The organism is Variovorax sp. ISS6, assembly GCF_056523145.1.
Map to the genome: position 1 here is coordinate 3,492,364 of NZ_JAWRZC010000001.1, position 24,566 is coordinate 3,516,929.

General features: G+C 71.8%; 27 protein-coding genes and 1 pseudogene. 10 read left to right on the top strand and 18 right to left on the bottom strand.

Annotated elements, in window-relative coordinates; genetic code table 11:
- Positions 1 to 39 precede the first annotated feature (39 nt).
- Positions 40 to 570 carry a DUF2878 domain-containing protein gene (locus AC1HIL_RS16055; protein WP_479672156.1) on the top strand — a complete coding sequence of 177 codons (531 nt, stop codon included), beginning with the start codon at positions 40 to 42 and terminating at the stop codon, positions 568 to 570.
- Here the strand turns inward: AC1HIL_RS16055 and AC1HIL_RS16060 are convergent.
- Positions 567 to 1,199, bottom strand: a complete 633-nt coding sequence (locus AC1HIL_RS16060) for an FMN-dependent NADH-azoreductase (protein ID WP_479672157.1) — start codon at positions 1,197 to 1,199, stop codon at positions 567 to 569. The two genes, AC1HIL_RS16055 and AC1HIL_RS16060, sit on opposite strands and share 4 nt — an antisense overlap.
- 5 nt (positions 1,200 to 1,204) lie before the next feature.
- A complete protein-coding gene (locus AC1HIL_RS16065) occupies positions 1,205 to 1,522 on the bottom strand; it encodes a DMT family transporter (RefSeq protein WP_422097367.1) in 318 nt (105 codons plus the stop codon).
- Between the two features lie 102 nt (positions 1,523 to 1,624).
- Here AC1HIL_RS16065 and AC1HIL_RS16070 point away from each other — a divergent pair, with 102 nt between their 5' ends.
- Positions 1,625 to 2,020, top strand: a complete 396-nt coding sequence (locus AC1HIL_RS16070) for a winged helix-turn-helix transcriptional regulator (protein WP_479672158.1) — start codon at positions 1,625 to 1,627, stop codon at positions 2,018 to 2,020.
- A gap of 9 nt (positions 2,021 to 2,029) precedes the next feature.
- Here AC1HIL_RS16070 and AC1HIL_RS16075 read toward each other — a convergent pair whose 3' ends face one another.
- Genes AC1HIL_RS16075 through AC1HIL_RS16110 form a run of 8 tightly spaced genes read right to left on the bottom strand, consistent with a single transcriptional unit; the run spans position 2,030 to position 10,180 of the window.
- Complete coding sequence (locus tag AC1HIL_RS16075; protein WP_479672159.1) at positions 2,030 to 3,022, bottom strand: tripartite tricarboxylate transporter substrate binding protein; 993 nt, start codon at positions 3,020 to 3,022, stop codon at positions 2,030 to 2,032.
- A 47-nt stretch (positions 3,023 to 3,069) separates the two neighbouring features.
- Positions 3,070 to 4,008, bottom strand: coding sequence for an alpha/beta fold hydrolase (locus tag AC1HIL_RS16080; RefSeq protein ID WP_479672160.1), 939 nt, complete (start codon positions 4,006 to 4,008; stop codon positions 3,070 to 3,072).
- Entirely contained in the window at positions 4,005 to 4,874 is an 870-nt protein-coding gene (locus tag AC1HIL_RS16085) for a shikimate dehydrogenase family protein (RefSeq protein ID WP_479672161.1), read from the bottom strand. Before AC1HIL_RS16085 ends, AC1HIL_RS16080 begins: the two co-directional genes overlap by 4 nt.
- Entirely contained in the window at positions 4,861 to 5,703 is an 843-nt protein-coding gene (locus AC1HIL_RS16090; RefSeq protein WP_479672162.1) for a sugar phosphate isomerase/epimerase family protein, read from the bottom strand. The genes AC1HIL_RS16085 and AC1HIL_RS16090 overlap by 14 nt, the downstream gene beginning before the upstream one ends.
- On the bottom strand, positions 5,703 to 7,109 hold the full coding sequence (locus tag AC1HIL_RS16095) for an FAD-dependent oxidoreductase (protein ID WP_479672163.1): 1,407 nt from the start codon (positions 7,107 to 7,109) through the stop codon (positions 5,703 to 5,705). The genes AC1HIL_RS16090 and AC1HIL_RS16095 overlap by 1 nt, the downstream gene beginning before the upstream one ends.
- An 8-nt stretch (positions 7,110 to 7,117) precedes the next feature.
- Positions 7,118 to 8,596, bottom strand: a complete 1,479-nt coding sequence (locus tag AC1HIL_RS16100) for an amidase family protein (protein ID WP_479672164.1) — start codon at positions 8,594 to 8,596, stop codon at positions 7,118 to 7,120.
- Between the two features lie 24 nt (positions 8,597 to 8,620).
- Positions 8,621 to 9,460 carry an alpha/beta hydrolase family protein gene (locus tag AC1HIL_RS16105; RefSeq protein WP_479672165.1) on the bottom strand — a complete coding sequence of 280 codons (840 nt, stop codon included), beginning with the start codon at positions 9,458 to 9,460 and terminating at the stop codon, positions 8,621 to 8,623.
- Positions 9,461 to 9,499: 39 nt separating this feature from the next.
- A complete protein-coding gene (locus AC1HIL_RS16110) occupies positions 9,500 to 10,180 on the bottom strand; it encodes an NIPSNAP family protein (protein WP_261211011.1) in 681 nt (226 codons plus the stop codon).
- Positions 10,181 to 10,362: 182 nt separating this feature from the next.
- On the opposite strand from AC1HIL_RS16110, the gene AC1HIL_RS16115 reads away from it, so the two are divergent.
- The 3 genes and pseudogenes from AC1HIL_RS16115 to AC1HIL_RS16125 all read left to right on the top strand — a co-directional run.
- Entirely contained in the window at positions 10,363 to 11,148 is a 786-nt protein-coding gene (locus AC1HIL_RS16115; protein ID WP_057596327.1) for an IclR family transcriptional regulator, read from the top strand.
- A gap of 17 nt (positions 11,149 to 11,165) precedes the next feature.
- Positions 11,166 to 12,140, top strand: a complete 975-nt coding sequence (locus AC1HIL_RS16120; protein ID WP_261211010.1) for a Bug family tripartite tricarboxylate transporter substrate binding protein — start codon at positions 11,166 to 11,168, stop codon at positions 12,138 to 12,140.
- Positions 12,141 to 12,198: 58 nt separating this feature from the next.
- Positions 12,199 to 12,831, top strand: a pseudogene (locus AC1HIL_RS16125) (FABP family protein); the annotation flags it as partial.
- 125 nt (positions 12,832 to 12,956) lie between these two features.
- On the opposite strand, the gene AC1HIL_RS16130 reads toward AC1HIL_RS16125, so the two are convergent.
- The 7 genes from AC1HIL_RS16130 to AC1HIL_RS16160 all read right to left on the bottom strand — a co-directional run bounded on the left by AC1HIL_RS16130 (position 12,957) and on the right by AC1HIL_RS16160 (position 17,761).
- The gene (locus AC1HIL_RS16130) at positions 12,957 to 13,373 is read right to left on the bottom strand and encodes a GFA family protein (protein WP_413763862.1); all 417 of its coding nucleotides are present in this window, start codon (positions 13,371 to 13,373) and stop codon (positions 12,957 to 12,959) included.
- Between the two features lie 23 nt (positions 13,374 to 13,396).
- Positions 13,397 to 13,861, bottom strand: a complete 465-nt coding sequence (locus AC1HIL_RS16135) for an SRPBCC family protein (protein ID WP_296729296.1) — start codon at positions 13,859 to 13,861, stop codon at positions 13,397 to 13,399.
- A 2-nt stretch (positions 13,862 to 13,863) separates the two neighbouring features.
- Positions 13,864 to 14,178, bottom strand: a complete 315-nt coding sequence (locus AC1HIL_RS16140; RefSeq protein ID WP_093342757.1) for an ArsR/SmtB family transcription factor — start codon at positions 14,176 to 14,178, stop codon at positions 13,864 to 13,866.
- Between the two features lie 91 nt (positions 14,179 to 14,269).
- Complete coding sequence (locus AC1HIL_RS16145) at positions 14,270 to 15,415, bottom strand: aromatic ring-hydroxylating oxygenase subunit alpha (protein WP_479672166.1); 1,146 nt, start codon at positions 15,413 to 15,415, stop codon at positions 14,270 to 14,272.
- 73 nt (positions 15,416 to 15,488) lie between these two features.
- The gene (locus AC1HIL_RS16150; RefSeq protein WP_479672167.1) at positions 15,489 to 16,202 is read right to left on the bottom strand and encodes a nitroreductase; all 714 of its coding nucleotides are present in this window, start codon (positions 16,200 to 16,202) and stop codon (positions 15,489 to 15,491) included.
- A gap of 3 nt (positions 16,203 to 16,205) precedes the next feature.
- Positions 16,206 to 16,748 carry a 4-hydroxylaminobenzoate lyase gene (locus tag AC1HIL_RS16155; protein ID WP_479672168.1) on the bottom strand — a complete coding sequence of 181 codons (543 nt, stop codon included), beginning with the start codon at positions 16,746 to 16,748 and terminating at the stop codon, positions 16,206 to 16,208.
- 26 nt (positions 16,749 to 16,774) lie between these two features.
- Positions 16,775 to 17,761 carry a tripartite tricarboxylate transporter substrate-binding protein gene (locus tag AC1HIL_RS16160; RefSeq protein ID WP_479672169.1) on the bottom strand — a complete coding sequence of 329 codons (987 nt, stop codon included), beginning with the start codon at positions 17,759 to 17,761 and terminating at the stop codon, positions 16,775 to 16,777.
- A 112-nt stretch (positions 17,762 to 17,873) separates the two neighbouring features.
- Here AC1HIL_RS16160 and AC1HIL_RS16165 point away from each other — a divergent pair, with 112 nt between their 5' ends.
- Entirely contained in the window at positions 17,874 to 18,851 is a 978-nt protein-coding gene (locus AC1HIL_RS16165) for a LysR family transcriptional regulator (protein ID WP_479672170.1), read from the top strand.
- On the opposite strand, the gene AC1HIL_RS16170 is transcribed toward AC1HIL_RS16165, so the two are convergent.
- Positions 18,852 to 19,796: a LysR family transcriptional regulator gene (locus AC1HIL_RS16170; RefSeq protein ID WP_479672171.1), complete on the bottom strand. Its 945-nt coding sequence runs from the start codon at positions 19,794 to 19,796 to the stop codon at positions 18,852 to 18,854.
- 101 nt (positions 19,797 to 19,897) lie between these two features.
- Between AC1HIL_RS16170 and AC1HIL_RS16175 the strand changes: the two genes are divergently transcribed.
- From AC1HIL_RS16175 to AC1HIL_RS16190, 4 genes are all read left to right on the top strand, one after another.
- Entirely contained in the window at positions 19,898 to 21,289 is a 1,392-nt protein-coding gene (locus tag AC1HIL_RS16175; protein ID WP_479672172.1) for an acyclic terpene utilization AtuA family protein, read from the top strand.
- Positions 21,286 to 21,651, top strand: coding sequence for an AtuA-related protein (locus tag AC1HIL_RS16180; protein ID WP_296734831.1), 366 nt, complete (start codon positions 21,286 to 21,288; stop codon positions 21,649 to 21,651). Before AC1HIL_RS16175 ends, AC1HIL_RS16180 begins: the two co-directional genes overlap by 4 nt.
- A 57-nt stretch (positions 21,652 to 21,708) precedes the next feature.
- The gene (locus AC1HIL_RS16185; RefSeq protein ID WP_479672173.1) at positions 21,709 to 22,674 is read left to right on the top strand and encodes a Bug family tripartite tricarboxylate transporter substrate binding protein; all 966 of its coding nucleotides are present in this window, start codon (positions 21,709 to 21,711) and stop codon (positions 22,672 to 22,674) included.
- A 116-nt stretch (positions 22,675 to 22,790) separates the two neighbouring features.
- Positions 22,791 to 24,485 (top strand): tannase/feruloyl esterase family alpha/beta hydrolase, encoded by a 1,695-nt coding sequence (locus AC1HIL_RS16190; RefSeq protein WP_479672174.1) that lies wholly within the window; start codon positions 22,791 to 22,793, stop codon positions 24,483 to 24,485.
- The last annotated feature ends 81 nt before the right edge of the window (positions 24,486 to 24,566 follow it).

The following is a 24,566-nucleotide window of genomic DNA, read 5'->3' on the forward strand; positions in this document are numbered from 1 at the left end:
CGCGGCATCCGGATCGCCGCGGCGCGCGTACCTGTTGCCATGACCGCCATCCGGATCGCCAATTTCGTCGTGTTCCAGCTCGCCTGGTTCGCGGCCGTGCTCGGCGCGGCGCATGGCCATCCGCTGTGGGGCACGGCCTGCGTCGCGGCGGCGATCGCCTGGCACCTGTGGGTGTCGGCCCGGCCCGCGCAGGAGGCCCGGCTGGTGGCCATCGCCTGCGCGCTGGGCGTGGTGATCGAGACCGGCCATGCGCTCGGCGGGCTGGTGCGCTACCCCTCGGGGCAGCCGGTCGCGCAGCTCGCGCCGTACTGGATGGTCGCGCTATGGGGCCTGTTCGCGATCGCGCTCAACGTCACCTTGCGCTGGCTGCGGCGGCGCTACCTGCTCGCGGCCGTGCTGGGCGCGGTCTGCGGGCCGGCGTCGTTCGTCGCGGGCGTGAAGCTGGGCGCGGCCCAGTTCGTCGACCGGGTACCGGCGCTCGTGGTGCTGGCCGTCGTGTGGGCCGTGGCGATGCCGCTGCTGGTGTGGCTCGCGCAGCGCTTCGACGGCGTGGGCGAGCCGACGCGTTAGAAGTCGCGCGCGAGCTCGTCGGCCCGCGCCCTGGCGCGCGCGAGGTTCGCGGCCACCGCCTCGGGCGGCGCCAGCGTCGGTGCCACGGCCAGCTCCACCACGTCGACGATGCCGAGGAACTCGAGCCAGGTGCGCATGTACGGCTTCTGGAAATCGCGCGCATGCGAGGGCAGGCCCACCGGGTAGTCGCTCGCGCTCGAATAGACCAGCGCCGCGCGCTTGCCATGCAGCAGCCCCGTGTAGCCCTCCTGCGCCGACCAGCGCCAGTTCTCGCCCGGCAGGGTCACGACGTCGATGTAGTGCTTCAGCCGGTAGGGCAGGCCGAAGTTCCACATCGGCAGGCTGAACACGTACTTGTCGGCCGCGTTGAACTCCTGCGCGAGGCGCACGGCGCGCCGCCAGTGCAGCCGTTGTTCGTCGGTGGCGGTTTGCGCGCGCAGCACCGCGAACTTGGCATCGATCATGGTGGCGTCGAAGGGCGGCAGGTCGAGCGCCCAGACGTCGAGGGTGCGGATCTCGGCCGAGGGGTCGCGCTCGCGCAGCCGCTGCAGGAAATGCCGTGCCGTGTCGATCGAGCGCGAGCGCCCGCCCGAGGGCGAGGCCTGGATGTGAAGGATCGTCGAAGCCATGCCGCTCAGCCCTCCAGCGTGCGCAGGCCGACGGTGCCCGCCACCACCAGCGCGATGCAGGCCATGCGCGGACCCGACAGCGCCTCGCCGAAGGCGAGCACGCCCATCAGCACCACGCCGACCGAGCCGATGCCGGTCCACACCGCATAGGCCGGGCCCAACGGCAGATAGCGCAGCGACCTGGCGAGCAGGAAGATGCTCAGCAGCGCGCTCGCCACGCCGACGACCGAGGGCCAGAGCCGGGTCCAGTCCTCCGAGCGCTTGAGCGCCGCGGCCATCGCGATCTCGACCACGCCGGCCGCCAGCAGTAACAACCATCCCATGATCCGTTCCTCCGTCGTGTGCAGGGTTGATGTGGAAACGGATAATTCCGGCCCAGGCACCAAGCCACAAGTACGCACCTTCTGGTAACCATGGGAATCGCCATGCCCGCATCGAAGAAACCCGCCGCCGTGGCAGAGGCCGCGCCCGCCGACGTCTGGAGCGCCGGCTGTCCCTCGCGCCGCGTGCTCGAGCTCGTCGCCAACAAGTGGGCGCTGCTGGTCATTCCGCTGCTGCGCGACGAGCCGCTGCGCAACAACGAACTGCTGCGCCGGGTCGGCGGCATCTCGCAGAAGATGCTCACGCAGACCCTGCGCGATCTCGAGATCAATGGCCTGGTGCTGCGCGAGGACCACCAGACCGTGCCGCCGCACGTCGAGTACCGGCTGAGCCAGCTCGGGCTGTCGCTGAGCCGCACGCTGATCGCGGTCGACCGCTGGGCCGAGGCCAATCACGCGGAGATCGACCGCGCGCGGCAGGCCGCGATCGCCGCGCTCTGAAGTCGCTGCTCAGTCGAGCGTGATGCCCACGCGCTTGATCACGCCGCCCCATTTCTCCGATTCGCTGCGCATCAGCCGCGCGAAGTCCTCGGGCGTGCCCGGCAGCACGTCGCCGCCCGCGCCGGCCAGGCGCTGCGCCACGTCGGGCGCGGCCAGCACCTTCTGCAGCGAGGCATTGAGTCGCTGCACCACAGGCTGCGGCGTGCCCTTGGGCGCGAGGATGCCGAACCAGCCGATGGCCTCGAAGCCCGGGTAGCCCGACTCGGCCACGGTCGGCAGCTCGGGCGCGATCGGCGAGCGCGTGGCGCTCGTGACCGCCAGCGCATGCAATCGGCCGGCCTTCACCAGCGGCATCGAGGTCACCATGGTGTCGAAGGCGAAGCTGACCTGGCCGCCCATGAGGTCGGTCAGCATCGGCCCCGCGCCCTGGTAGGGGATGTTCGAGACCTCGATGCCGGCCTGCGCCTTGAAGGCTTCCACCGCCAGGTGCGTGGTGCTCGCGCGCACGCCCGAGCCGTAGTTGATCTTGCCGGGCGCGGCCTTGGCGGCGGCCACCAGCTCCTTCATGTTCTTCGCGGCGAAGCGCGGATTGGCCACCACCATCAGCGGCGTGCGCGCGGCCGTGCCCACGGGCACCAGGTCGTTGAACACGTCGAAGCGCATGTCCTTGTAGAGGAAGTGGTTCACCACCACCGCGGTGCTGCCCATCAGCAGCGTGTAGCCGTCGGCCGTGCTCTTGGCCACGTAGTCGGCCGCGATGTTCTGCGAGGCGCCGGGCCGGTTCTCGACCAGCACCGGCTGGCGCAGGTCCTGCGCGAGCTTCTCGCCGACGATGCGCGCCGCGAGGTCGGCCGGCCCGCCGGGCGGGAAGCCCACCACGAGGTGGATCGGCTTCGAGGGATAGGCGCCCTGCGCGATGGCATGCAGGGGCGTGGCCAGCGCGAGGCCGGCGGCGAGCAGCAGCGCGCGGCGCGGCGAAAGAAGGCGGTGGCTGAAAGTCATGGCATGTCTCCAGGAAGAGGGCGTGCGATGCGCCCTCGGGTTCGTGTTCAGGGGATGTGGCTCGGATGCGCGGTGCCCGGCGAAGGCCAGTGCGCGCGCAGGAAGGGCAGCAGCTCGGCGAGCACCGCCTCGGGGGCCTCTTCCATCATCAGGTGGCCGCAGTCGATCTCGCCGCCACCCACGGGCGTGCCTTCGGCGGTCGCGTCGCGCCAGATGTGGATCGGCGTGCGTTCGGCCGGGAAGCGCCCGCGCTCCCACAGCACATGCACCGGGCAGCGCACGCGCTCGCCGGCGGCACGGCCGTGTTCGTCGTGTTCGAGGTCGATCGACGCGGCGGCGCGGTAGTCCTCGATCATCGCGTGGCGCACGCTCTCGCGCGAGAAGGCGCGCAGGTACTCGGCATGGGCCTCGGGCGTCACCGCGTCGAAGCGCCGCACCATGTTGCGCAGCGTCCAGTCGAGGAAGAAGGCCGGGTCGGCCGCGAGCAGGCGCTCGGGCAGGTCGAAGGGCTGGGCCAGCATGAACCAGTGCCAGCTCTTGAGGCCGAAGTCCTTGTTCGCGCGCGCCCACATGTCGACGGTGGGAATCACGGTGATCGAGCCGAAGGCCGCGACGCGTTCCGGATGATCGAGGCACAGCCGGTGCGCGACGCGCGCGCCGCGGTCGTGGCCGATCACCGCGAAGCGCTCGAAGCCCAGCGCGCGCATCAGCGCCGCCTGGTCGGCCGCCACCGCGCGCTTGCTGTGCGCCGCGTGCAGCGGATCGCCGGGCGGGCCGAGGCTGTCGCCGTAGCCGCGCAGGTCGGCCGCCATCACCGTGTAGTGGCGCGCGAGCACCGGCGCCATGCGGTGCCAGGCCGCATGCGTCTGCGGGTAGCCGTGGAGCAGCAGCAGGGGCGGGCCCGAGCCGCCGATCTCCGCGAAGATCCGCGCCTCGCCCACGTCGACGATGCGCGGCTCGAAGCCGTCGATGAAGGCGCGCGTCATGCCGCCACCTCGAGCCGCTCGGGCGCGATCGCGAGGATCGCGGGTGCGAAGAAATCGGCCATCAACCCGAGCTGCCGCTCCATCATGTGGCGGCCTTCGTGCGCGATGCAGCCGCGCTCGCGCGCCACCTGCAGCAGCGGCGTGACGGCCGGCGCCATGATGACCTCGGCCACCCAGAGGCCGGTGCGCAGCGCGCTGGCGGGCACGGGCAGTGGATCGTCCGCGCGCATGCCGACCGGCGTGGCGTTCACCAGCAGTTCGGCCTCGCCGGGCTCGCGGCCGTTCCAGGTGCTGGCCTCGACGCCATGCAATTGCAACTGCCGTGCGAGTGCTTCGGCTTTCGCCGCGTCGATGTCGCACACGCGCACCGAGCGCGCGCCGGCATCGGCGAGTGCGAAGGCAATGGCCGAGGCCGCGCCGCCCGCGCCCGCGATGCAGGCCGCGCGTCCGCGCGGATCGAAGCCAGCGGCGCGCAGTCCCGCCACGAAGCCGCTGCCATCGAGCAGCTCGCCCTGCCAGCCGCCCTGCGCGGTGCGGCGCACCACGTTGGCGGCGTTGGCACGCTCGGCACCGGGCAGCAGGCCATCGCCGAGCAGGTCCGCCACGCGCTGCTTGTGCGGCACGGTGACGATGAAGCCCGCGAGGTTGTGCAGCGTGAGCAGCGCAGGCAGCAGGGCCGCCACGTCGTCGGCGCGCACATGCATCGGCACCAGCACGGCATTGAGGCCCGCCTGCTGCAGCCGGGCCGTGAGCGGCGCGGGCGCCTTCACCTGCGCGACCGGGTCGCCGAGGATGCCGAGCACCGCGGTGCGGCCGTCGAGCCGCAGCGCGGGTTGAAGAGAGACGTTCGTGTCAGTGAAGGGCATGTGCGTGTTCCTGCTGCGGTCGTGCGACGGCATCGAGCCAGCGCCTGGCCGTGGTGTACGCCAGTTCGGCGCGCCTTGCCATGCCGAGGTGATGGCGGCGCACGGCCGAGGGCGCCTCGATCGACAGCACGGCATCGGCCGCCACCGCATCGAGCACATCCGCCAGCGGCAGCGCGCCTTCGCCCGGCAGCAGGCGGTGCGCGCGTGCTTCCTCGCCGGGCGACAGGGCCGGATGGCGCCGCGCGGGTGCATCGCTGAACTGCGCCCAGCTGCGCGCGATTCCCGGCGTGCGCGCGATGCGATCGGCCGTCGCGCCGCTGCGAAAGAAGTGCAGCGTGTCGACCAGCACATGCACGTTCGATCGCCCGGTCTCGCGCACCAGCCGCAGCGCGGCATCGAGCGTGGGCACGGCCGTGTAGACCATGAACTCGAGCCCGAGCGAGAGGCCATGCGCACCCGCGATCTCGCCGAGCGCCGCGAGGTGGGCGGCGGCCCGCGCGTGATCGTCGTCGTCGCCATTCACCACCAGCCAGCGCGCCCCCAGCGACGCCGCCACCGCCAGCATCGGCTCGAAGCGCCGCGCCTCGAAGCCGGCCGACAGCCGCACCACCTCGACGTCGTGCACCTTCACGTCCAGCGCGCTCATCAGCGCGCGCGTCTCGGCCAGCATCGGCGAGCCTTCGTGCATCGGATGCGGCGCCTCGCCCGGCCGGGCCGGATGCAGGCGCAGGCCGACCGAGCGAAAGCCCGCCTCGCCGGCCGCGCGCACCAGCTCGGGCGGCGTGGCGTCGAGCAGGCTCAGGTGCGCGAGCGACAGCGTGCGGCCCACTACAGCGTCCCCTCGAGCACGGCGCCGTCGGCGATCAGCGTGCGGCGCAGTCGTGCGCGGTCCACGTCGCGCACGTCGCCGCTCCAGCCGTCGTCGAGCGCGCACAGCGCCGCCGCGGTGCCGGCGGCCTGGCCCATCGCCATGCAGGTGCCCATCACGCGCACCGAGCTCTGGGCCTCGCGCGTGCTCGAGATGCAGCGCCCCGCCACCAGCAGCCGGCGCTGGCCGCGCGGCACCAGGCACTCGTAGGGGATGTCGTAGGAGCCGCCCGCGGCGATGGTCTCGTGCCGGTGGCCGTCGACCGCGAGGATGTCGAGCTCGTGGCCGCCCTTGGCGATGCCGTCGACGCGCTTGCGGCCCTGCATGATGTCGGCCTCGTCGAGCACGTGCTCGCCGAGGATGCGCCGCGTCTCGCGCACGCCGATCTTCGGCGCCACCGCCGCCAGCGCCGCCTGCTCGAAGCCCGGCACGCGCCGGCGCAGGAAGGCCAGGCCCTGCGACACCTGCGCCATCAGCTGCGGCAGCGCCTCGCTCAGCGAGGCCGCGCGCGTGCCGTCCACGCCCGCGAGCTGGGTCGAGTTGATGCTGACCTCCTTGCGCGCGGTCGAGGTCGGCACGATCGCGAGCACCGAGGTCGGGTACATCTCGCCGGCATCGATCGCCTCCTTGAGCAGGCCCTGCGTGCCGCGCAGCAGCACCTTGGGCTGGCCCTGAGCGTACAGCGCCTCGGCGCACTGGCGCGCATCCATGCCCAGGCCCGGGTAGTCGCCGAGGCCGAAGTGCGCCGGGTTGTCGCGCACGAAGCGCAGCAGCGGTTCGGTCTCGACGCCGCACACGCGGTAGACCAGGCTCGGCGGCTGCAGCGCGCCGGTGCCGGGCGCGCCTTGCTCGCTCGGTGCGCCCGCGGCCACCGCCACGTCGCCGTCGCCCGAGCAGTCGATCACCACGCGCGCCGCGTACCAGGCCTCGCCGCCCTTGTGCATCAGCCGCACGCGGGTTTCATCGCCACCGGTCTCGATGCCGCAGAAGAAGGCCTGCACGCGCAGGTGCACGCCGGCCTCGGCCACGGCCTGCATCACGGCGATCTTCATGAGCTCGGTGTCGAAGCACACTAGGTGCAGCGCGCGGTAGTCGAACACCGGGCCGATGTAGCCGCCCAGCGGCTTGAGCCGGTCGAGCAGCTCGGTGACCACGCCGCCCACGATCCAGTCGCCGCGCGTCGAGAGGCAGCCGAGCATCGAGATGCCGCTGATCAGCTCGCCGCCGATCATCGGCGCCGATTCGACCAGCAGGGTGCGCGCGCCGCCGCGCGCGGCCGAGATCGCGGCCGCCACGCCGGCGCTGCCGCCGCCGATCACGATCACGTCGAAGCGGTTCTCGCCGGGGATGTCTTGTCTTTGCGTCATGCCTTCTTTCATTGCTTGGGAGCCGGCAGCGCCGGGAAGATCGTTTCCATGCCCATCGCGATCGCGAGCAGCGCGCGGTCGCTGTTCCACAGGCCGTCGATGGCCAGGCCGATCGGCAGGCCCTCGTCGGACAGCGCGATCGGCACCGTCACGCCCGGCAGCACGGCCGTGCTGGTGGGGCCGGTGTTCGCGATGTAGGCGGCCAGCGTGCTGGTGGTGCGGCCGTTGATCGTCACGCTCATCTCGGTGCCGCGGATCGGCAGCGCCGGCGCCAGCGTCACGGGGTAGAGCAGGGCGTCGAGCCGGTTGCTCTCGAACGCGCCGCGCAGCAGCGCCTGCAGCTTCGGCCGCTCGACCTTGAGCGCGGTCTCGTAGGCCTCGCGCGTCGGCGCGCTGGCCGACACGATGCGGTTGCGAAAACCCGCCGCCACGTCGGGGCTCGCGATGTCGGCCACCAGCCGGTCGAGGCTCACGCCGGTCTTGTACTTCGCGAGAAAGGCGGCGATGCCCACGCGCGCCTCGTAGTCGGTGACCGGCGCGACCCTGGCCGCGACCTCGCGCAGCTGCGGGATCTCGATCTCGACGATCTGCGCACCCGCGCCCTTGAGCTTGTCGAGCGCGGCATCGAAGGCGCGGCGCGTGGCCTCGTCGGCGTTGTCGTAGAAGGCCGCGCGCGCCACGCCCAGGCGCAGGCCGGCGGGTGGCTTCGGCTGCACCTCGCCGCGGCTGCCCGAAAGGATCTCGTCGAGCAGTGCCAGGTCGGCCACGCTGCGCGCCAGCGGGCCGATGGTGTCGCGTGCGGTCGAGACCGGCAGCACGCCTTCGCCCGAATAGCGGCCCGCGGTCGGCCGCAGCCCCACGATGCCGTTGAGCGCGGCCGGGATGCGCACCGAGCCGCCGGTGTCGGTGCCGAGCGCGGCCGGCACGATGCGCGCGCCCACGGCCGCGCCCGAGCCGCCGCTCGAGCCGCCGGCGAAGCGGCTCGGGTCGTAGGCATTGCCCACCGCGCCATAGGCGAAGTTGTTGCCGGTGGCACCGAAGGCCAGCTCGTGCAGGTTGAGCTTGCCGATCACGATCGCACCCTCGGCGCGCAGCCGCGCCACGGCCGGCGCGTCCTGCGTCGCCACATAGCCCTGCAGCGCGCGCGTGCCGCCGGTGAAGGGCAGGCCCTTGACGAGGATGTTGTCCTTGATCGCGACCGGCACGCCATGCAGCCGACCGAGCTTGCGGCCCTGCGCCACGGCGCGGTCGGCCTCGGCGCAGGCACGGCGCGCGCCGATGCGGTCGATGGTGATGAAGGCATGCAGGTCCTGGTGCAGGTCGGCCGCGCGCAACGAGCGCTCGACCAGTTCGCAGCTGGTGGTGGTGTGCGCGCGGATCGCGGTGGCGGCCTCGAGCAGCGTGGGCATGGGCGCGGGCTGCGCGTGCGCGACGCCGGCCAGCGCCAGGCATGCGATCGCGGCGGCGGGTTGGAGGATGAGCTTCATGGGAGCAAGAGGAGGTGGGACGAATCAGGCATGCGCACCGAGCAGCCGCGCGATCGTGTCGGCGTGGTCGACCATCGCGTCGTGGCCGCCCTGCACCTCGACGAAGGTCCAGGCCGGGTCGTTGCGCAGCCGCGCCTTGTGCGCGTCGAACACCGGCATGGCGGGCGCCGAGGCCGCGATGTAGAGCCGCTTGCGCGCGGCCGCGCCGGGCGCGGCGCGCAGCGAGATCGGCTGCAGGTAGGTGCCATTCGGGTGGTCGGTCAGGCGCGCGTCGACCCAGGCGATGTCGGCCGGATTGCCCAGGCCGAAGGCCTTGGCCGGCAGCTTGGGCCAGCGCGGATTGCCCGCGCGGTGCGCGGCCTGCAGCTCGGCCTTGCCGGTGGCGTCGAGGTAGTCGAGCATGCGTTCGCCGTCGTGCGGTGCGAAGGCATCGAGGTACACCACCGTGTCGATGCGGCGCTCGGCGGCGAGCCGGTCGAGCGCGCCCGTGATCGGGTAGCCGCCATAGCTGTGGCCCACCAGCACCACCTGGCGCAGGTCCTGGCTGCGGATGAAGCCGGTCACGTCGGCGATGTGGGTCTCGAGGTCGATCGCGGTCGAGATCTCGCCGATGCGTTCGCCGACGCCCGCGAGCGTGAGCACGCGCACCTCGTGGCCCCGGGCGCGCAGCAGCGGGGTCAGCCGCTCCCACGACCAGGCGCCATGCCAGGCACCGTGCACCAGCACGAAGGTCTTGCCCGAGGGGCGCGGTGCCGGCGCGGCGCTGCTGCAGCCGGGCAGGGCGGTCGCGGCCGCCGAGGCGACCGTGGCCGCCGCCGCGGCACCGAGCGCGCCGCCGCTTTCGAGGAATCGTCTGCGTTCCATTGGGTTGTCTCCAGGTTCGAAGGTCATGAAAAAAGGGATTCAGCGCAGCGGCGACCAGTCGGCCGGCCGCAGCACCAGGCCGGTGTGCGTGCGTTCGTGCTGCCGCGCGGCGCGGGCCCAGTCGGCCCAGCCGGGCACCGAGTCGGGCCGCGCCTGCAAGGCGGAGAGCGCGGCGAAGTCGTCGAAGGCCCACAGCACCAGCGCCTCGCTGCCGTTGCGCAGCGCGGTCTCGTAGGCGCCGAACAGGCGCGGCGCGCCCGGGCCCTCGATGCGCGCGGCGGCCTCACCGAGCCGCGCGAGGTAGTCGGGTGCGCCGCCGGCCTCGAGCCCGATGGTCTGCTGCAGCACGACCGGCGCGCGCACGCCCCCGGCCAGCAGCCGCGCGCGGTCGATGCTGTAGTCGGCCGCCAGCAGCACGCGGTCGAAGCCGCCCGTGCGCTCGCCGTAGAAGCGCTCGAGCGGCTCGTGGAACAGGTCGGGCGTGGCATCGAAGTGGCGGCCAAAGCCTTCCCAGCCGCCCTGCATCTCCCAGAAGGTCACGATCTCGGGCCAGCGCCCCGTGAGGAAAACCGGCACCCAGGCCGCCATGCAGCCGTTGCTGGCCGAACCCCGGGCATTGCCCTCGGTGCGCACCAGGCGGCCCAGGGTCTCGAGATAGCGGGTGTGGGCGCCGGGCTGGCGCACGGGGTCGAGGATCTCGTGGAAATAGAGGCGCTGCATAAGACGGCGAGGTGTTTCGATGCTTGAACGCGAGGTGGTCTGGAATCGGTGTTTGTTCATGTATATGAACTGTTCCAGAATATAAACACGCAAACCGCGACTGTCAAACACCCGGCGCGTCGATCGGTGGGACGCGGGCCGCGCGCTTCCTAGAATCGGCGCACCTCACAGCACAGGCACCCATGGACGCAGCAGACAGCAAGCCCCCCGAATCGGCCGCCGTGAAGTCGGCGGACCGGGTGCTCGACATCCTCCAACTCCTCGCGCGCCAGGGCGGGGCGCTGACCCATCACGAGATCGGCATCGCGCTCGGCATCCCCAAGAGCAGCCTCACGCACCTGCTGCGCAATCTGGTGGCGCGCGAGTTCCTCGGCTTCGACGGCGCGCAGAGCACCTATGCGCTGGGCCCGGCCGTGTTCGAGCTGGTGCGCGGCAGCGGCCTGCGCGAACGGCTGATGGCGCAGGCGCGGCCCATCGTCGACTGGCTCGCGCGCACCGCGGGCGAGGCCACCTCGTTCTCGGTGCTGCGCGGCGACGAGGTCGAGCGCGCCTGCGTGGCCGAGTCGCGCGCGCCGCTGTCCTACCGCATGGCGGTGGGCGACAGCTTCCCGCTCTACTCGACCTCGGCCGGCAAGGCGATCCTCGCGGCCATGCCCGCGGCGCGGCGCCAGGCCTATCTTAAGAACGTGCGGCTGCAGGCCCAGACGCCCGCCACCGCCACCACGCTCGCGGTGCTCAAGCGCCAGCTCGAGGAGGTCGGCGAAAGCGGCATCGCCTATTCGCGCGGCGAGCACACGCCGGGCGTGGTGGGCATCGCCATCGCCATCGATTCGGGCGACCCGGCCGCGCCCGCGGCCTTCAACATCGTGGTGCCCGATGTGCGCTACACACCGGAGTTCGATGCGCGCTGCGTCGAGCTGCTGGGGCAGGCGCGCGAGCGCTTCCACGCGGCGTCGCCCGCGCGCTGACGCACGTCGAGATGGTCATGACCCGTCTTCTCCACCGCATCGCCGCGCTGCTGTGCGCCTGCACCCTGTCGCTGGGTACGCAGGCGCAGGACTGGCCCGTGAAGCCCGTGCGCATCGTCGTGCCCGCGCCCGCGGGCAGCTCGCTCGACCTGATCGCGCGCACCCTGGCCGACCGCCTGCGCACCGCGTGGAAGCAGCCGGTGGTGGTCGAGACCAAGGCCGGCGCCGGCGGGCTCATCGGCATGGACGCGGTGGCGAAGGCGCCGCCCGACGGCCATGTGCTGGGCATCGGCTTCAACGGCCCGATCGCCTTCGGCCCCTACATGTACGCGCGCATGCCGTACGCACCGGCACGCGACCTGCTGCCGATCGTGCTGACCACTTCGCAGCCCAACGTGCTCGCGGTGCAGGCGAGCAACCCGGCCAACACGCTGCCCGAGTTCATCGCCTGGGTGAAAGGGCAGCGCGACCGCTTCAGCTACGCCTCGGTGGGCGCGGGCAGTTCCTCGCACCTCACGATGGAGCTGCTGCGCAGCGTCACGCACATCGAGGCGGTGCACGTGCCCTACGCGGGCTCGCCGCCGGCCGGGCTCTCGCTGGCCTCGGGCGACACGCAGGCCCTCTTCACCGTGGCGCCCGCGCTGCTGCCGCTGATCCAGGGCCAGCGCGTGAAGCTGATCGCGATCACCAGCGCGCAGCGCTTCGAGCTCATGAAGGAGCTGCCGACGGTCGCCGAATCGGGCTACCCGGGCTTCGAGTCGCTGGCCTGGAACGGCCTGTTCGCGCCCGCCGGCACGCCGGGCGAGGTGGTGCGCCGTATCAATGCCGACGTCAACGCCGTGCTGCGCGACCCCGCCGTGCGCACGCTGCTCGCCAACCAGGGGCTGGCCGTGGGCGGCGGCTCGCCCGAGGAATTCAGGGCCTTCATCGACAGCGAAGGCCGCAAGTGGGGCGCGATCATCGCCAAGGTCGGCATCCGGCTCGACCAGTGATGGCGGCCCCCGATCCGTTTCCCACCGCATCACGAACAACGAACAAGAGGAGTGCCCTATGGCCGAGTTTCCGCAGGACATCTACACCGAACCCGAGCCCGATCCGCACACGCTCGCCAACCTCGGCCCGCTGACCGGCCTGGCCGGCATCTGGATGGGCACCATGGGCCACGACGTGAGCCCGAAGGAGGACGGCCCCGAGGCCGAGGCCTTCATCGAGCATGCCGAGTTCCAGCCGATCGACGCGCAGACCAACGGCCCGCAGATCTTCTACGGCCTGCGCTACCATCTGCGCATCGTGAAGCCCGACGACGTCGAGACCTTCCACGACCAGGTCGGCTACTGGCTCTGGGAGCCGGCCACCGGCGCGCTGGTGCAGACGCTGTCGATCCCGCGCGGCCTCACGGCCATGGCCACCGGCCAGGCCGCGCCCGATGCGCGCAGCTTCCGCCTCGAGGCCGTGCGCGGCGGCGACACCAACGGCATCGTTGCCAACCCCTTCCTCGAGCACGCGTTCAAGACCCTGCGCTACACCATCGACGTGACGCTGCACGACGACGGCAGCTGGTCGTACGAGCAGACCACGCTGCTCGATGTGCGCGGCAAGCCCGAGCCCTTTGCGCACACCGACCGCAACACGCTGCGCAAGATCGGCGAGCCGACGCCGAACCCGACCGCGCAGGCGGCGCTGGCCGAGGCCGCGGGATCGGTGGCTTCGGCGGTCGCTGCTGCCGAAGCAGGGGACACGGTGATTCCGATCCCGCCCGCCGACGACAGCGTGAAGCCCGCGGTGCCGGGCGTGCCCGACGCGCTGGCCTAAGCCGTCGGCATCCGCTCGAAGGCCTGCAGCGCGGGATCGAGCGCATCCCATGCCAGCCCGCGCACGCGGTAGGTGAGCACCTGCGGCGCGAAGCGTTCGGGCTCGTCGAGACTGCCCGCATGCACCGCGATCAGCTCGGGCATGCCCGAGAAGCGCACGAACAGAGGCGTGCCGCAGACCGGGCAGAAGGCATGGCTTTTCCGCTGGCCGCTGTCGGCCGCGATCTCCCATTCGCTGGCCGCGCCGGTGATCGCCATCTCGGCGCGCGCCGGAAAGGTCAGGTACGAACCGTGCCCGGTGCCGCTGCGCCGCCGGCAGTCGCTGCACTGGCAATGGTTCTGGAAGATCGGCGCATGCGGCGTGCTGTAGCGGATCGCGCCGCAGGCGCAACCGCCGGTGTAGGGCTGGGTCATGGCGTTTCTCCGGGTGCGCGGCCTCAGGCCGCCTTGGGCTTCGCGAAGACGTCGATGCCCTCGCCGGTCTCGAGCAGCGACTTGAGGCTCGACAGCACGATCGGCCAGCCCTGCTGGATGCCCTTGGCCATGCCGCTGCCGGCCGTGAGTTCGTCGTGCGTGACGGTAAGCCGCACCATGTCCTCGTACGGCACGATGTCGAAGGTCACGCGGCTGTAGGCCTCGGGGTCGGCCGCCTGCGAGGCGCCGGCCCAGGTGATGACCAGCCGCGTCGGCGGCGCGATCTCGACCACCTGGCCCACCAGCTCGACCGGGCGCTCGTCGCTGGCGCGCACGTGCTGCCACGGCGAGCCGGGCTTCCAGTCGGAGACGTTCTCGTGGCCCCAGTAGCGCCGCGCGATCTCGGGCCGGGTGATGGCCTCGAACACCTTCGCGGGCGTCGAGCGGATGTAGGTCACGTAGACATAGCTGATCTTCTCTGGCTTCATCGTCACTCTCCTTCGAGTTCCTTCTTGAGGTCGTGCAGCAGCGTGAGCCGCTGATGTTCGAACTTGCGCACCCAACGCTCGTAGACCTCGTGCAGCGGCACCGGGTTGATGAAGTGCAGCTTCTCCCGGCCGCGCCAGACCGTGGTCACCAGGTTGGCCGCCTCGAGCAGCCCGAGGTGCTGCGTGACCGATTGCCGCGCCATGTCCAGGTGCTCGCAGAGCTCGCCGAGCGTCTGCCCGTTGTGGTCGTGCAGCAGATCGAGCAGCTTCCTGCGGGTCGGGTCGCCCAGTGCCTTGAAAACCTTGTCAGCGTCCATTCGTCGTTGTTCGTGCGTGAGCGAATGATATGCAGGCAAATACCTGCATGTCAAGCCGACCCATGCCGCGACCGATGGCCGAGGGGGTGCTTCAGGAAAGCGCCGCTTCCACGTCGACGTGGAACTTCGCCGAGCAGCACTCGGTCGCGCCGAGGTACAGCGAGGCCTGCGCGCCACTCGTGAGCGTGGACTGCACCGACACGCCGAGCGCGAAGTCCTCGGCCAGCGCGCCCCAGTACGAGTCGAGGTTGCGCTGCCAGTGCCGTTGGGCCTTCTCGCTCGCGGGCGGCTCGGGGATCAGCATGGTCGCGATCACGCGCGAGCGCTCGGGGGCTTCGGGCAGCACGGTGAAGGCGTTCGCATGGTCGCCTTCGTGCAGGATGAAGGTGGCGGGAAAGAAGTAGTAGATGACGTTCGAATGCGGCCCCAACTGCCACTGGTCCTCGGGCAGCTCGCGCAGCCGCTCGATGCCGCGCTTGGGCAGGAAGAGGCGCTGGTGCGCGCCCTCGTGGTCGGCGATCAGCAGGTTGTCGTGGAACATCTGCGCGATGCTGTCGCGGTGCGCGTACTGGAAGTGATAGGTCTCGAGGTTGGCCTCGAACGGGATCTTCCAGTTGGCGGCGTTCGCGAACTCGCGCTGGTCGAAGGGCACCCAGCGGTCGTAGCCCCAATGGCGCAGGTCGGCGCCGAAGCGGCCGAGCCAGCCTGCCATGTCGATGCGCGCATCGTCCTCGCCGCTGGCCACGCGCGGAATCGCCCAGACGAAACCCAGCGCCTCGGCCACCGGCATGCGCGCAAGCTGGCAGTCCGCGGCCGGCGCATGCGGAAAGTTGGCCTCGCCGGGCCGCCCGCGCAGGCTGCCGTCGAGCCCGTAGGTCCAGCTGTGGTACGGACACACGAGCACGCGCTGGTTCGACGCGCCGGCCGGCCGCAGCCGCGCGCCGCGATGGCGGCAGGCGTTGACGAAGCCGCGCAGCTCGCCCTCGCGCGTGCGCACCAGCAACAGCGGCATGCCGGCCGCGTCGATGGCCAGCGTGTCGCCGGGCTGCGAGAGCGCGGCCGCGGGGCACAGCGCCAGCGGATGGCGGCGAAAGATGCGCTCGACCTCGCGCACATGGCGCTCGGGGTCGAGGTAGCGCGACACCGGACTCAACGAGGGTTCGCCGCGCTCGCTGCCGCCGCTGGCGATCAATGCCAGCGCGCGCCGGATCAGCGCCTTCTGTTCGTCATGCTGCATGCGCCTGTGCCATCGATGCGGCCTCCACGGGTGGGGGCTTCATTGTGGCCAGCGGCGCCCGGCGCGGCTTGTCTCAACTGGTCGAGGCTTCGTCGAATCCCTCGAAGCGCGCGACGTCCTCGACCGCGCGCCGCGGCATCGCCATCCGGTTGACCTCGGCCGACGGATCGCCCCAGCCCATCGACATGCCGCAGGCCGTGACCTCCTCGGGAGGCATGCCCAGCCGCGCCGCGATGAGCGCATGGAAGGGCGCGAACGAGACCTGCGGGCAGGTGTCGATGCCGCGCGCCTTGGCCGCGATCATCACGTTCTGCACGAACAGGCCGAGGTCGAGCCAGCTGTGGCGCGCGAGCCGCGCGTCGATGCCGAAGATCAGCCCGACCGGCGCGCCGAAGAAGCCGTAGTTGCGCCGCGTCTGCCGCGCGCGGGCCGCGGCGTCCGCGCGGTCGATGCCCAGCGCGCCGTAGTAGCACGCCGCGAAGGCCGACTGGTGATCGCAGAAGGGGCCGGGCAGCGGATCGGGAAAGTGCGAAGGCGCCTCGAAATCGCCCGCCACGAAGGCCGCGTCGAGCGCATCGCCGAGCGCCTTCAGCGGCGCGCCGGCGAGCACGTGCACGCGCCAGGGCTGGGTGTTCGAATTGCTCGGCGCCGTGGCCGCCACCTGCAGGATCTCGCGCACCAGCGCCTGCGGCAGCGGCCGCGGCGCATAGGCGCGCACCGAGCGGCGCGCGCGCAGCACCGCGTCGACATGGCGTGCGCTGTCGGTGGGAGCGTCGGCCCGCTGCATCGCTCAGTCCCGCGGGGCCGGGTGGTAGGCGATGCGCCCCGCCGGCAGGAAGAACAGCGCGATCACCGCGCCGCCGCGCGCCTCGGGATAGTGATGGCTGCCCGGCGCGGGCGCGGTCCAGCCGGCTTCGCACCAGCCGTTGGGCCCGTTGAGCGCGGCGCCTTCGTTCAACGGCACCACCATGTTGAACTCGCCATAGGGATGGGCGTGGTACTGGCCGCGGTAGGCGTGGCCCGGGTTGCCCTGCGTGTTGCCGGTGCTGTCCATGTAGACGGCCGTGATGCTGAAGCCCAGCGTGCGCTCCGAGGGCTCGGCGATGCGGCTGCGGCGGTAGATGGGCCCGTCGAGCTCGACGTTGGCGGCCCAGCCGTCGCGCACGCCTTGCCTCACCAGCCGCGCGAGCGACTGGTAGAGCGCGCTGTCGGGGCCATGGGTGCGGTTGAGCCACTGCTCGACCTCGGTGCCCGTGGTCATGTCCTTGATCTCCTCGAGGAAGGGAAGGCTTCGCTCGATCAGTTCCTCGCGGTCGGTGTGCGTCGTGCTCATGTCTTTGCTCGTGGGGGTTGGAGGGTTCATTCGTCCGAGCGGAAGCCCGAGGCCCGCACCACGGGCCCCCAGGCTTCGCGCTCGCGCCGGATCTGGCGCGCGTAGTCGTCGGGTGCCTGCGTGTGCACCTCGAGGCCGACCTGGTCGAAGGCCGCGCGCAGGCCGGGGTCCTTGCTGGCCACGACCATCGCCTCGTGCAGCGCGCGCACGCCGGCCTCGGGCGTGCCGGGCGGCGCGAACACGCCGTAGTTCTCGGCGCCGCGGATCTGCGCGAAGCCCTGCTCGGCGAAGGTGGGCACGGCCGGCATGAAGCGCGAGCGCTGCTCGCCGCTCACGGCGAGGATGCGCAGCTTGCCCGACTGCAGATAGGGCAGGAAGTCGGCGACGAAGCCGAGGTAGGCCGGGATCTGGCCGCCCAGCAGGTCCTGCATCGCGGGCGCCGAGCCGCGGTAGCCCACGTGCTGCAGCTTGAGACCGCCGGCTTCCGACAGCTGCCAGCCGAGGAAGTGCGCCACCGATCCCGCGGCCGGCGAGGCGTAGCTCGCGCCGGCGGGCGTGGCGCGCACCCAGGCCAGGTAATCCCGCAGGCTCTTCACCGAAGCCGGCACCGCGCTGCTGACCGCCAGCGCGCAGGTCGCGATCACCAGCGGCGAGACCGGCACGAAGTCGGTGGCAGGGTCGTAGGCCAGCTTGCTGTAGACATGCGGGTAGATCGTGAGCGCCGAGGCCTGCGTGCACAGCAGCACGCTCGCGTCGGGCTTCTCGCGCTTGAGCTGGCCGTTCGCGATGCGCCCGGCCGCGCCCGCGCGGTTGTCGACGAGGTAGTACCGGCCCTGCTTGCGCCAGGCCTCGGCGAGTTGCCGCGCCGTGGTGTCGAGCGTGCCGCCGGCCGGGTAGCCGACCAGCAGCTTGCCCGGGCTGCCCTGCGACTGCGCGAAGGCGCGCGGCAGCCAGCCGGCGGCCGGAAGGGCGAGCGCGGCCTGCGTGAAGCGGCGGCGTGTGAGTGCGTTCATGGCGGGCCTCGTGGTGTGAAGTGGCCGAATGATCGGCCGGCCCCGAATTGAATGGAACTGGCGCTTTTGCAAGCGCAGAATGCACGGCATTCAACTCACGAAGAAGCGCGCCATGAGCATCGGACGCATGGACCTCAACCTGCTGAAGGTCTTCGACGCGGTCTTCGAGGATCGCAACCTGATCCTGGCCGGCCGCCGGCTCAACCTCAGCCAGTCGGCCGTGAGCCATGCGCTCACGCGGCTGCGCGAACTGGTGGGCGACGAGCTGTTCGTGCGCACCGGCAAGGGCATGCAGCCCACCGGCCGCGCGAGCGCGATGGCGCCCGCGCTGCGCGACGCGCTGCGCCGCATCGAGGCCACGCTGGGCGTCGAGCCTTTCGATCCCGCACTGTCGTCGCGCCGCTTCACGATCGCGGCCAACGACCACATCACTGCGGTCATCGTCGCCGGCCTCACGCGCGCGCTGCAGCAGGCCGCGCCCGGTGTCGACCTGGTGATCCGCCCCTCGACCCGGCTCGACCTCGCCGAGCAGATCGACCTGGGCCGCATCGACCTCGCCATCGGCACCTTCTCGCAGGTGCCGGCGCGGCTCAATGCGCGCACGCTGCTGTCGCAGGGCGAGGTGATCCTGATGCGCAAGGGCCATCCGGCGGCCAGGCGCAAGCTCGCGGTGCGCGACCTCGCGAAGTACGCGCTGGTCACCACCTCGCTCGGCGGGCAGGAGGAGGGCGCCGTCGACGGCTTCATCCTCGAGCGCGGGCTCGCGCGCCAGTCCGAGATGTTCGACCGTTCCGGGCTCGCCGAGGCCCTGGCCGCGATCGGCCAGGTGCCGCGCCTGCGCGTGACCGTGCCGCATTCGCTGGCCATTCCCGCGCTGCTGCGCGAGAGCGACATGCTGTCGATCGTGCCGACCTCGCTCGGCGCCTACCTCGCGCGCACCGGCGAACTGCTGCAGCGCCAGCCGCCGTACCGCGCCGCCACCGTGGTCACGCGCGCGGTCTGGCACGGGCGCAACGACCACGACGCGGCGCATGCCTGGCTGCGCGAGATGGTGGCTGCTGCGGCCAGGGCGGCCGGCGGCGAGGGTTGATCAGAAGTCGTCGAGCTTGAGCTTGCCCAGCCGCGCCACGATCAGGTCGTGCAGCGTCTGCGCTGCCACCGACAGGCTGCCCTCGCTGCGCTGCACCAGGTAGACCGTGCGCGTGAGCGCGGGCAGCGGCAGCGGCCGCGTCACCAGCGTCTCGCGCCGGAAGTGGAACAGCGTGAGCGCCGGCACCACGCTGATGCCGAGCCCGGCCTCGACCAGCCCCATCACCGTGGCCAGGTGCTCGACCTCGAACACCGCGTTGAGCCGCAGCGGATGCAGCGCCACGTCGAGCGCCTGCCGCACGCTGCTGTTGCGCGCCATCTGGATGAAGGGCCAGGGCGCGAGCTTCTTGGCCGTGAGCCGGGTCTCGCGCGCGAGCGGATGGTCGGTGCGGCACACCAGGTGGAAGCGGTCGGCGCACAGCCGCCGGCCGCGCAGGTCGCTGTAGGCCGCCTCGCCCGCGCCCGAGGCCGCGAGCGCGAAGTCGGCCTGGCCGCTGCGCACCAGCGCGATGCAGGCGTCGGACAGCGCATCGTCGAGGTCGACGCGGATGCCGGGCCAGGCCTGCATGAACTCGGCGAACACGCTCGGCAGCCAGCCCGCGGCCAGCGAGGGCAGGGCGGCCACGCGCACCCGGCCCTTGCGGCGCTCCACGTGGTCGGCCAGGTCGGCCATGGCGCCGCCCATGTCGTCGAGCAGCCGGCGCGCCGAACCCTCGAACAGCCGGCCCTCGGGCGTGAGCTGCACGCTGCGCGTGTCGCGGTCGAAGAGCCGCGTGCCCACCGCGTCCTCGAGCGTTCGGATCAGCGCGCTGAAGGCCGGCTGCGACAGGTGGCTGGCCTGCGCCGCGCGCGTGAAGCTGCGCAGTTCGGCCAGCGCGAGGAAGGCGCGCAGCTGGCGGGTCGAGAGATCGGGTGTCTTGCGCGCGGCGGCGCTGCTGGTGCTCATCGCTTGTCTCCGGGGCTCGGTCGTTGTTATTCGAAATCCAGATCAATCGATCCGAACTTTCGATTTTACGGATCGGGGGCGGGTGCCTACAGTCGCCGGCCATGGATTCCCCCGCATCGCCGCCCCTCCTGATCGGATGCGCCGCCGGTTTCTCCGGCGACCGCACCGACGCCGCCGGACCGGTGGTCGACACCCTGATCGCGCGCCTGCGCCACGGCCCCGCCGGGCAGCGCGCCTTCCTGATCTTCGAGACGCTGGCCGAGCGCACGCTCGCGCTGGCCCAGCTGCGCCGCCGTGCCGACCCCGAGGCCGGCTACGAACCGCTGCTCGACGCCATGCTGCGCCCGGTGCTCGCGCGCTGCCTCGACAACGGCATCCGCATCGTCAGCAACTTCGGCGCCGCCAACCCGCGCGCCGCCGCGCGTCACATCGCGCGCATGGCCCGCGAGCTCGGCGCGCCGGTGCCGCGCATCGCGGTGGTGGAGGGCGACGACCTCTCGGGCCCGGCCCACCGCGCGCTGCTGCGCGAGGCGCTCGGCGTCGCGATGGACGGGCTGCGGGTGGTCAGCGCCAACGCCTACATCGGCGCCGAGCCGATCGCCGCCGCGCTCGACGCGGGTGCGCAGGTGGTGGTGTGCGGCCGCGTGGCCGATCCCTCGCTGACCGTCGGCCCCGTGCTGTCGCACTTCGGCTGGCGCGCCGACGACTGGCACCGGCTCGGCCGCGCGACCATGGCGGGGCACCTGCTCGAATGCGGCGCGCAGGTCTGCGGCGGCTATTTCGCCGACCCCGGCTACAAGGACGTGCCGGGCCTCGCGGCCGTGGGCTTTCCCATTGCCGAGATCGATGCCGACGGCCACTGCACCATCGGCAAGGCCGACGGCACCGGCGGCCTCGTGAGCGAGGCCACGGTGAAGGAACAGCTGCTCTACGAGGTGCACGACCCCGCCGCGTACCTCACGCCCGACGTGGTGGCCGACATCGCCGAGGCCGAGGTGCATGCGCTGCCCGGGCCCGATCGCGTGGCGCTCTCGGGCGTGCGCGGCCATGCGCGGCCCGCGCACTACAAGGTCAACGTCTGCCACGAGGGCGGCTGGCTCGCCGAGGGCGAGATCTCCTATGCCGGTCCGCGTGCCGAGGCACGGGCGCGGCTCGCGGCGCAGGTGCTGCGCGAACGGCTCGAGGGGCTCGCGCTGCGCGTGGACCTGATCGGCGCGCTGAGCATCTTCGGCGACGACGCCGGCCAGGCGCTCGCGGCCACGCCCGACAGCGGATTGCGCGACGTGCGGCTGCGCGTGGCCGCCACCCATGCCGAGCGCGCGCAGGCCGAGCGGCTGGCGCGCGAGGTCACGGCGCTCTACACCTGCGGACCCGCGGGCGGCGGCGGCGTGCGCACCGCGCTCACGCCGCGGCTCAACACCATCTCGTGCCTGCTGCCGCGCGAGGCGGTGCCGGTGCGCTTCGAGCTGCTCGATGAAGGAGAGGGCGCATGAGCACCGAACACCCGTACCTCGACGTCCCCCTCTACCGCGCCGCCCACGGCCGCACCGGCGACAAGGGCGATCGCTCGAACATCAGCGTCATCGCCTGGCATCCCGCGCTCTATCCCGTGCTCGCCGAGCAGCTCACGCCCGAGCGCGTGGCCGAGCAGTTCCGCCACCGCGCGCCTTCGCAGGTGCAGCGCTTCCTGCTGCCGAAGCTGCACGCCATGAACTTCGTGCTCGACGCCGTGCTCGACGGCGGCGTCAACGATGCGCTCAACCTCGACACCCACGGCAAGGCGCTCTCGTTCCTGCTGCTCGACATGCCCGTGCGCGTGCCGAGCGAGCTTGCGCACCACCTGGCCGGCCCCTGAGCGCCGAAGCAACCCTTCACCGAATTTCCAACCATCGACCCCGGAGACAACAAGACCATGAACCGACGTTCCCTCACCCTGCTCGGCGCCGCGCTGGCCCTGGCCCCGCTGCTGGGCCAGGCGCAGTCCTTCCCCGAGAAGCCGATCACCTTCGTCGTGCCCTTCGCGGCCGGCACCGCCACCGACCAGATCGCGCGCGCCCTCGGCAACGTCATCACGGCCGAGACCAAGCAGGCCGTCGTCATCGACAACCGTGCCGGCGCCAGCGGCTTCATCGCCTCGCAGTTCGTCGCCAAGGCGCCGGCCGACGGCTACACCGTGCTCGTCACCACCAACACCACGCACGCGGCCAACGAGCATCTCTACAAGAAGCTGCCCTACGACCCGGTGAAGGACTTCGCGCCGCTCGCCGGCCTGGGCAAGGGCGGCCAGATCATGGTGGTGAACCCGGCCTCGAACGTGAAGAGCGTGGCCGACTTCATCGCGCTCGCGAAGAAGGAGCCGGGCAAGCTGAGCTTCGGCAGCGGCAGTTCGTCGAGCCGCATGGCCGGCGAGCTGCTGCAGCAGATGGCCGACATCAAGCTGCTGCACGTGCCCTACAAGAGCAACACCCTGGCCGTGACCGACCTGCTCGGCGGCCAGATCGACATGATGATCACCGACACCGCCACCGGCCTGCCGCAGGTCAAGGGCGGCAAGCTGCGCGCGCTCGGCATGTCGAGCGCCAGCCGCTCGCCGCTCGCGCCCGACGTGCCCACCATCGCCGAGGCCGGCGTCAAGGGCTACGAGATGGGCTACTGGTTCGCCGCCTACGCGCCCGCGAAGACCCCGCCGGCCGTGGTCAAGCGCCTCAACGAACTGCTGGTGAAGGCCGCGAAGAGCGACAGCGCGAAGACCGCCTTCTACGAGCCGAGCGGCACCGAAGTCTTCACCACCTCGCCCGAGGAACTCGCGAAGTTCCAGGCCGGCGAATCGCAGAAGTGGGGCCGCATCGTGAAGGCGGCCGGCATCGAGGCGGAATAAGCCCGGGCCTCCGGGCCGGGTCGGGACCGATCCGCGCCCGCTTTCTACCGGAGGCATGCGGCCGCATGGAAGGCGGCCGCGGCTCCGCGCATTCATAGAACGACAAGGAGACAGACATGACTTGGATTCCCGTATCGCGACGCGGGCGGATCGCGCACGCCACCACGCGGCTGGCCGCCGCTGCCATCGGCGCCTGCGCGCTCGCCGCCTGTGGCGGTGGGGGCGGCGGTACTTCGCTGCCGCTGCTGCCGCCGTCCGCACCGGCTCCCGCGCCGGCCACCCCGCCAGCACCACCCCCGGCCGCCGCCGCGCCGCTGGCCTGCGAACTCGCGAGCTTCGCCACGCTCAAGCTCGACCGTGCCTCGGTCGATGCCGTGCAGGCCGTGCCCGCCGGCGACTTCACACCGCCGGGCTCGCGCACCGCGCTCACCGGCATGCCCGACTTCTGCCGCATCCAGGGCACCACGAACTCGGTGGCCGATTCCTCGGTGCACTTCGAGCTGTGGGTACCGATGGCCGCCGGCTGGAACGGCAAGCTGGTCGTGACCGGCAACGGCGGCTACTCGCCGAGCCTCAACTACGGCGACATGCGCAACGCGCTGCTGCGCGGCTTCGCCACCATGGGCGGCGACACCGGCCACAGCGGCGAGGACATGCTGTTCGTCATCGGCCATCCGCAGAAGATCGTCGACTGGGGGACCAGCTCGGTGCACGACATCACCATGGCCGGCAAGACCGTGCTCGCGGCGCTGCAGGCCAAGGCCGCCACGCGCAGCTACTACTACGGCTGCTCCACCGGCGGCCACCAGGGCTATGCCGAGGTGCAGCGCTACCCCGGCGACTTCGACGGCGTCATCGCCGGCGCGCCCGGCGGCAACCGCACCTCGCTCAACGCCGAGTTCCTCAACCGCTTCCTGGCCAACCACGCGCCCGGCGACAACACCACGCCGATCCTCACCAGCGCCAAGATCCGCCTCGTGACGCAGAAGGCCGTGGCCGCCTGCGATGCGATCGACGGCGTCACCGACGGCGTGATCGCCGATCCGCGCGAGTGCACCGGCGCCAGGTTCGACGTCGCGAGCCTGCTGTGCACCGCGGGCGACGGCCCCGACTGCCTGACCGCGCCGCAGGTGGCGGCCGTGCAGCGCATCTACGCGGGCGCCGTGAACCCGCGCACCAAGGCCACCATCTACCCGGGCCCGGCCGTCGGCTCCGAATCGGGCTGGGCCAGCTACTGGGGCACCACCGAGCCCACGCGCGCCGACTTCTGGCGCTACTGGGTGTTCGACAACCCCGGCTGGGACTGGTGGAGCTTCGACTTCGACCGCCACATGACCTATGCGCTGGCCAAGGTCGGCCCCGCGGTCGACCAGGTCAACCCCGACATCTCGGCCTTCAAGGCGCGCGGCGGCAAGCTCATCGCCTACCAGGGCTGGAGCGATCCGGTGGTGAGCCCGCACGACACCATCGCCTACTACGAGAAGGTCAACACGCTGCAGGGCTCGCGCGCCGAGACCGACGGCTTCTTCCGCCTCTTCATGGCGCCCGGCATGGGCCACTGCTCGGGCGGCACCGGTGCCACCAGCTTCGGCAACCAGGGCGGGCCCGTGCCCGACCCGAGCGCGCGCAACGATCTGCTGGCCGCGCTCGACGACTGGGTCGAGAAGGGCAAGGCGCCCGACGTCATCGTCGCCAGCCGCATCGCGGGGGGCGCCGTCACGCAGACGCGGCCGCTGTGCCCGCATCCGAAGCGCGCCGTCTACAAGGGCACGGGCAGCACCGACGCGGCCGAGAACTTCGCCTGCCAGTGAACCCGCGCGAGGCGCGCGGCCGCGCCGCCGCCTCGCGAACCCTGCCGCCGCGGAGATCGGCACCGCGCCAACCGGTCATCA

What these genes read in the sequence shown, in the direction of transcription:
- AC1HIL_RS16055 (WP_479672156.1), top strand. Translation starts at nt 40, where the DNA reads ATGACCGCCATCCGGATCGCCAATTTCGTCGTGTTCCAGCTCGCCTGG.
- AC1HIL_RS16060 (WP_479672157.1), bottom strand. Translation starts at nt 1,199, where the DNA reads ATGGCTTCGACGATCCTTCACATCCAGGCCTCGCCCTCGGGCGGGCGC.
- AC1HIL_RS16065 (WP_422097367.1), bottom strand. Translation starts at nt 1,522, where the DNA reads ATGGGATGGTTGTTACTGCTGGCGGCCGGCGTGGTCGAGATCGCGATG.
- AC1HIL_RS16070 (WP_479672158.1), top strand. Translation starts at nt 1,625, where the DNA reads ATGCCCGCATCGAAGAAACCCGCCGCCGTGGCAGAGGCCGCGCCCGCC.
- AC1HIL_RS16075 (WP_479672159.1), bottom strand. Translation starts at nt 3,022, where the DNA reads ATGACTTTCAGCCACCGCCTTCTTTCGCCGCGCCGCGCGCTGCTGCTC.
- AC1HIL_RS16080 (WP_479672160.1), bottom strand. Translation starts at nt 4,008, where the DNA reads ATGACGCGCGCCTTCATCGACGGCTTCGAGCCGCGCATCGTCGACGTG.
- AC1HIL_RS16085 (WP_479672161.1), bottom strand. Translation starts at nt 4,874, where the DNA reads ATGCCCTTCACTGACACGAACGTCTCTCTTCAACCCGCGCTGCGGCTC.
- AC1HIL_RS16095 (WP_479672163.1), bottom strand. Translation starts at nt 7,109, where the DNA reads ATGACGCAAAGACAAGACATCCCCGGCGAGAACCGCTTCGACGTGATC.
- AC1HIL_RS16100 (WP_479672164.1), bottom strand. Translation starts at nt 8,596, where the DNA reads ATGAAGCTCATCCTCCAACCCGCCGCCGCGATCGCATGCCTGGCGCTG.
- AC1HIL_RS16105 (WP_479672165.1), bottom strand. Translation starts at nt 9,460, where the DNA reads ATGGAACGCAGACGATTCCTCGAAAGCGGCGGCGCGCTCGGTGCCGCG.
- AC1HIL_RS16110 (WP_261211011.1), bottom strand. Translation starts at nt 10,180, where the DNA reads ATGCAGCGCCTCTATTTCCACGAGATCCTCGACCCCGTGCGCCAGCCC.
- AC1HIL_RS16115 (WP_057596327.1), top strand. Translation starts at nt 10,363, where the DNA reads ATGGACGCAGCAGACAGCAAGCCCCCCGAATCGGCCGCCGTGAAGTCG.
- AC1HIL_RS16120 (WP_261211010.1), top strand. Translation starts at nt 11,166, where the DNA reads ATGACCCGTCTTCTCCACCGCATCGCCGCGCTGCTGTGCGCCTGCACC.
- AC1HIL_RS16130 (WP_413763862.1), bottom strand. Translation starts at nt 13,373, where the DNA reads ATGACCCAGCCCTACACCGGCGGTTGCGCCTGCGGCGCGATCCGCTAC.
- AC1HIL_RS16135 (WP_296729296.1), bottom strand. Translation starts at nt 13,861, where the DNA reads ATGAAGCCAGAGAAGATCAGCTATGTCTACGTGACCTACATCCGCTCG.
- AC1HIL_RS16140 (WP_093342757.1), bottom strand. Translation starts at nt 14,178, where the DNA reads ATGGACGCTGACAAGGTTTTCAAGGCACTGGGCGACCCGACCCGCAGG.
- AC1HIL_RS16145 (WP_479672166.1), bottom strand. Translation starts at nt 15,415, where the DNA reads ATGCAGCATGACGAACAGAAGGCGCTGATCCGGCGCGCGCTGGCATTG.
- AC1HIL_RS16150 (WP_479672167.1), bottom strand. Translation starts at nt 16,202, where the DNA reads ATGCAGCGGGCCGACGCTCCCACCGACAGCGCACGCCATGTCGACGCG.
- AC1HIL_RS16155 (WP_479672168.1), bottom strand. Translation starts at nt 16,748, where the DNA reads ATGAGCACGACGCACACCGACCGCGAGGAACTGATCGAGCGAAGCCTT.
- AC1HIL_RS16160 (WP_479672169.1), bottom strand. Translation starts at nt 17,761, where the DNA reads ATGAACGCACTCACACGCCGCCGCTTCACGCAGGCCGCGCTCGCCCTT.
- AC1HIL_RS16165 (WP_479672170.1), top strand. Translation starts at nt 17,874, where the DNA reads ATGAGCATCGGACGCATGGACCTCAACCTGCTGAAGGTCTTCGACGCG.
- AC1HIL_RS16170 (WP_479672171.1), bottom strand. Translation starts at nt 19,796, where the DNA reads ATGAGCACCAGCAGCGCCGCCGCGCGCAAGACACCCGATCTCTCGACC.
- AC1HIL_RS16175 (WP_479672172.1), top strand. Translation starts at nt 19,898, where the DNA reads ATGGATTCCCCCGCATCGCCGCCCCTCCTGATCGGATGCGCCGCCGGT.
- AC1HIL_RS16180 (WP_296734831.1), top strand. Translation starts at nt 21,286, where the DNA reads ATGAGCACCGAACACCCGTACCTCGACGTCCCCCTCTACCGCGCCGCC.
- AC1HIL_RS16185 (WP_479672173.1), top strand. Translation starts at nt 21,709, where the DNA reads ATGAACCGACGTTCCCTCACCCTGCTCGGCGCCGCGCTGGCCCTGGCC.
- AC1HIL_RS16190 (WP_479672174.1), top strand. Translation starts at nt 22,791, where the DNA reads ATGACTTGGATTCCCGTATCGCGACGCGGGCGGATCGCGCACGCCACC.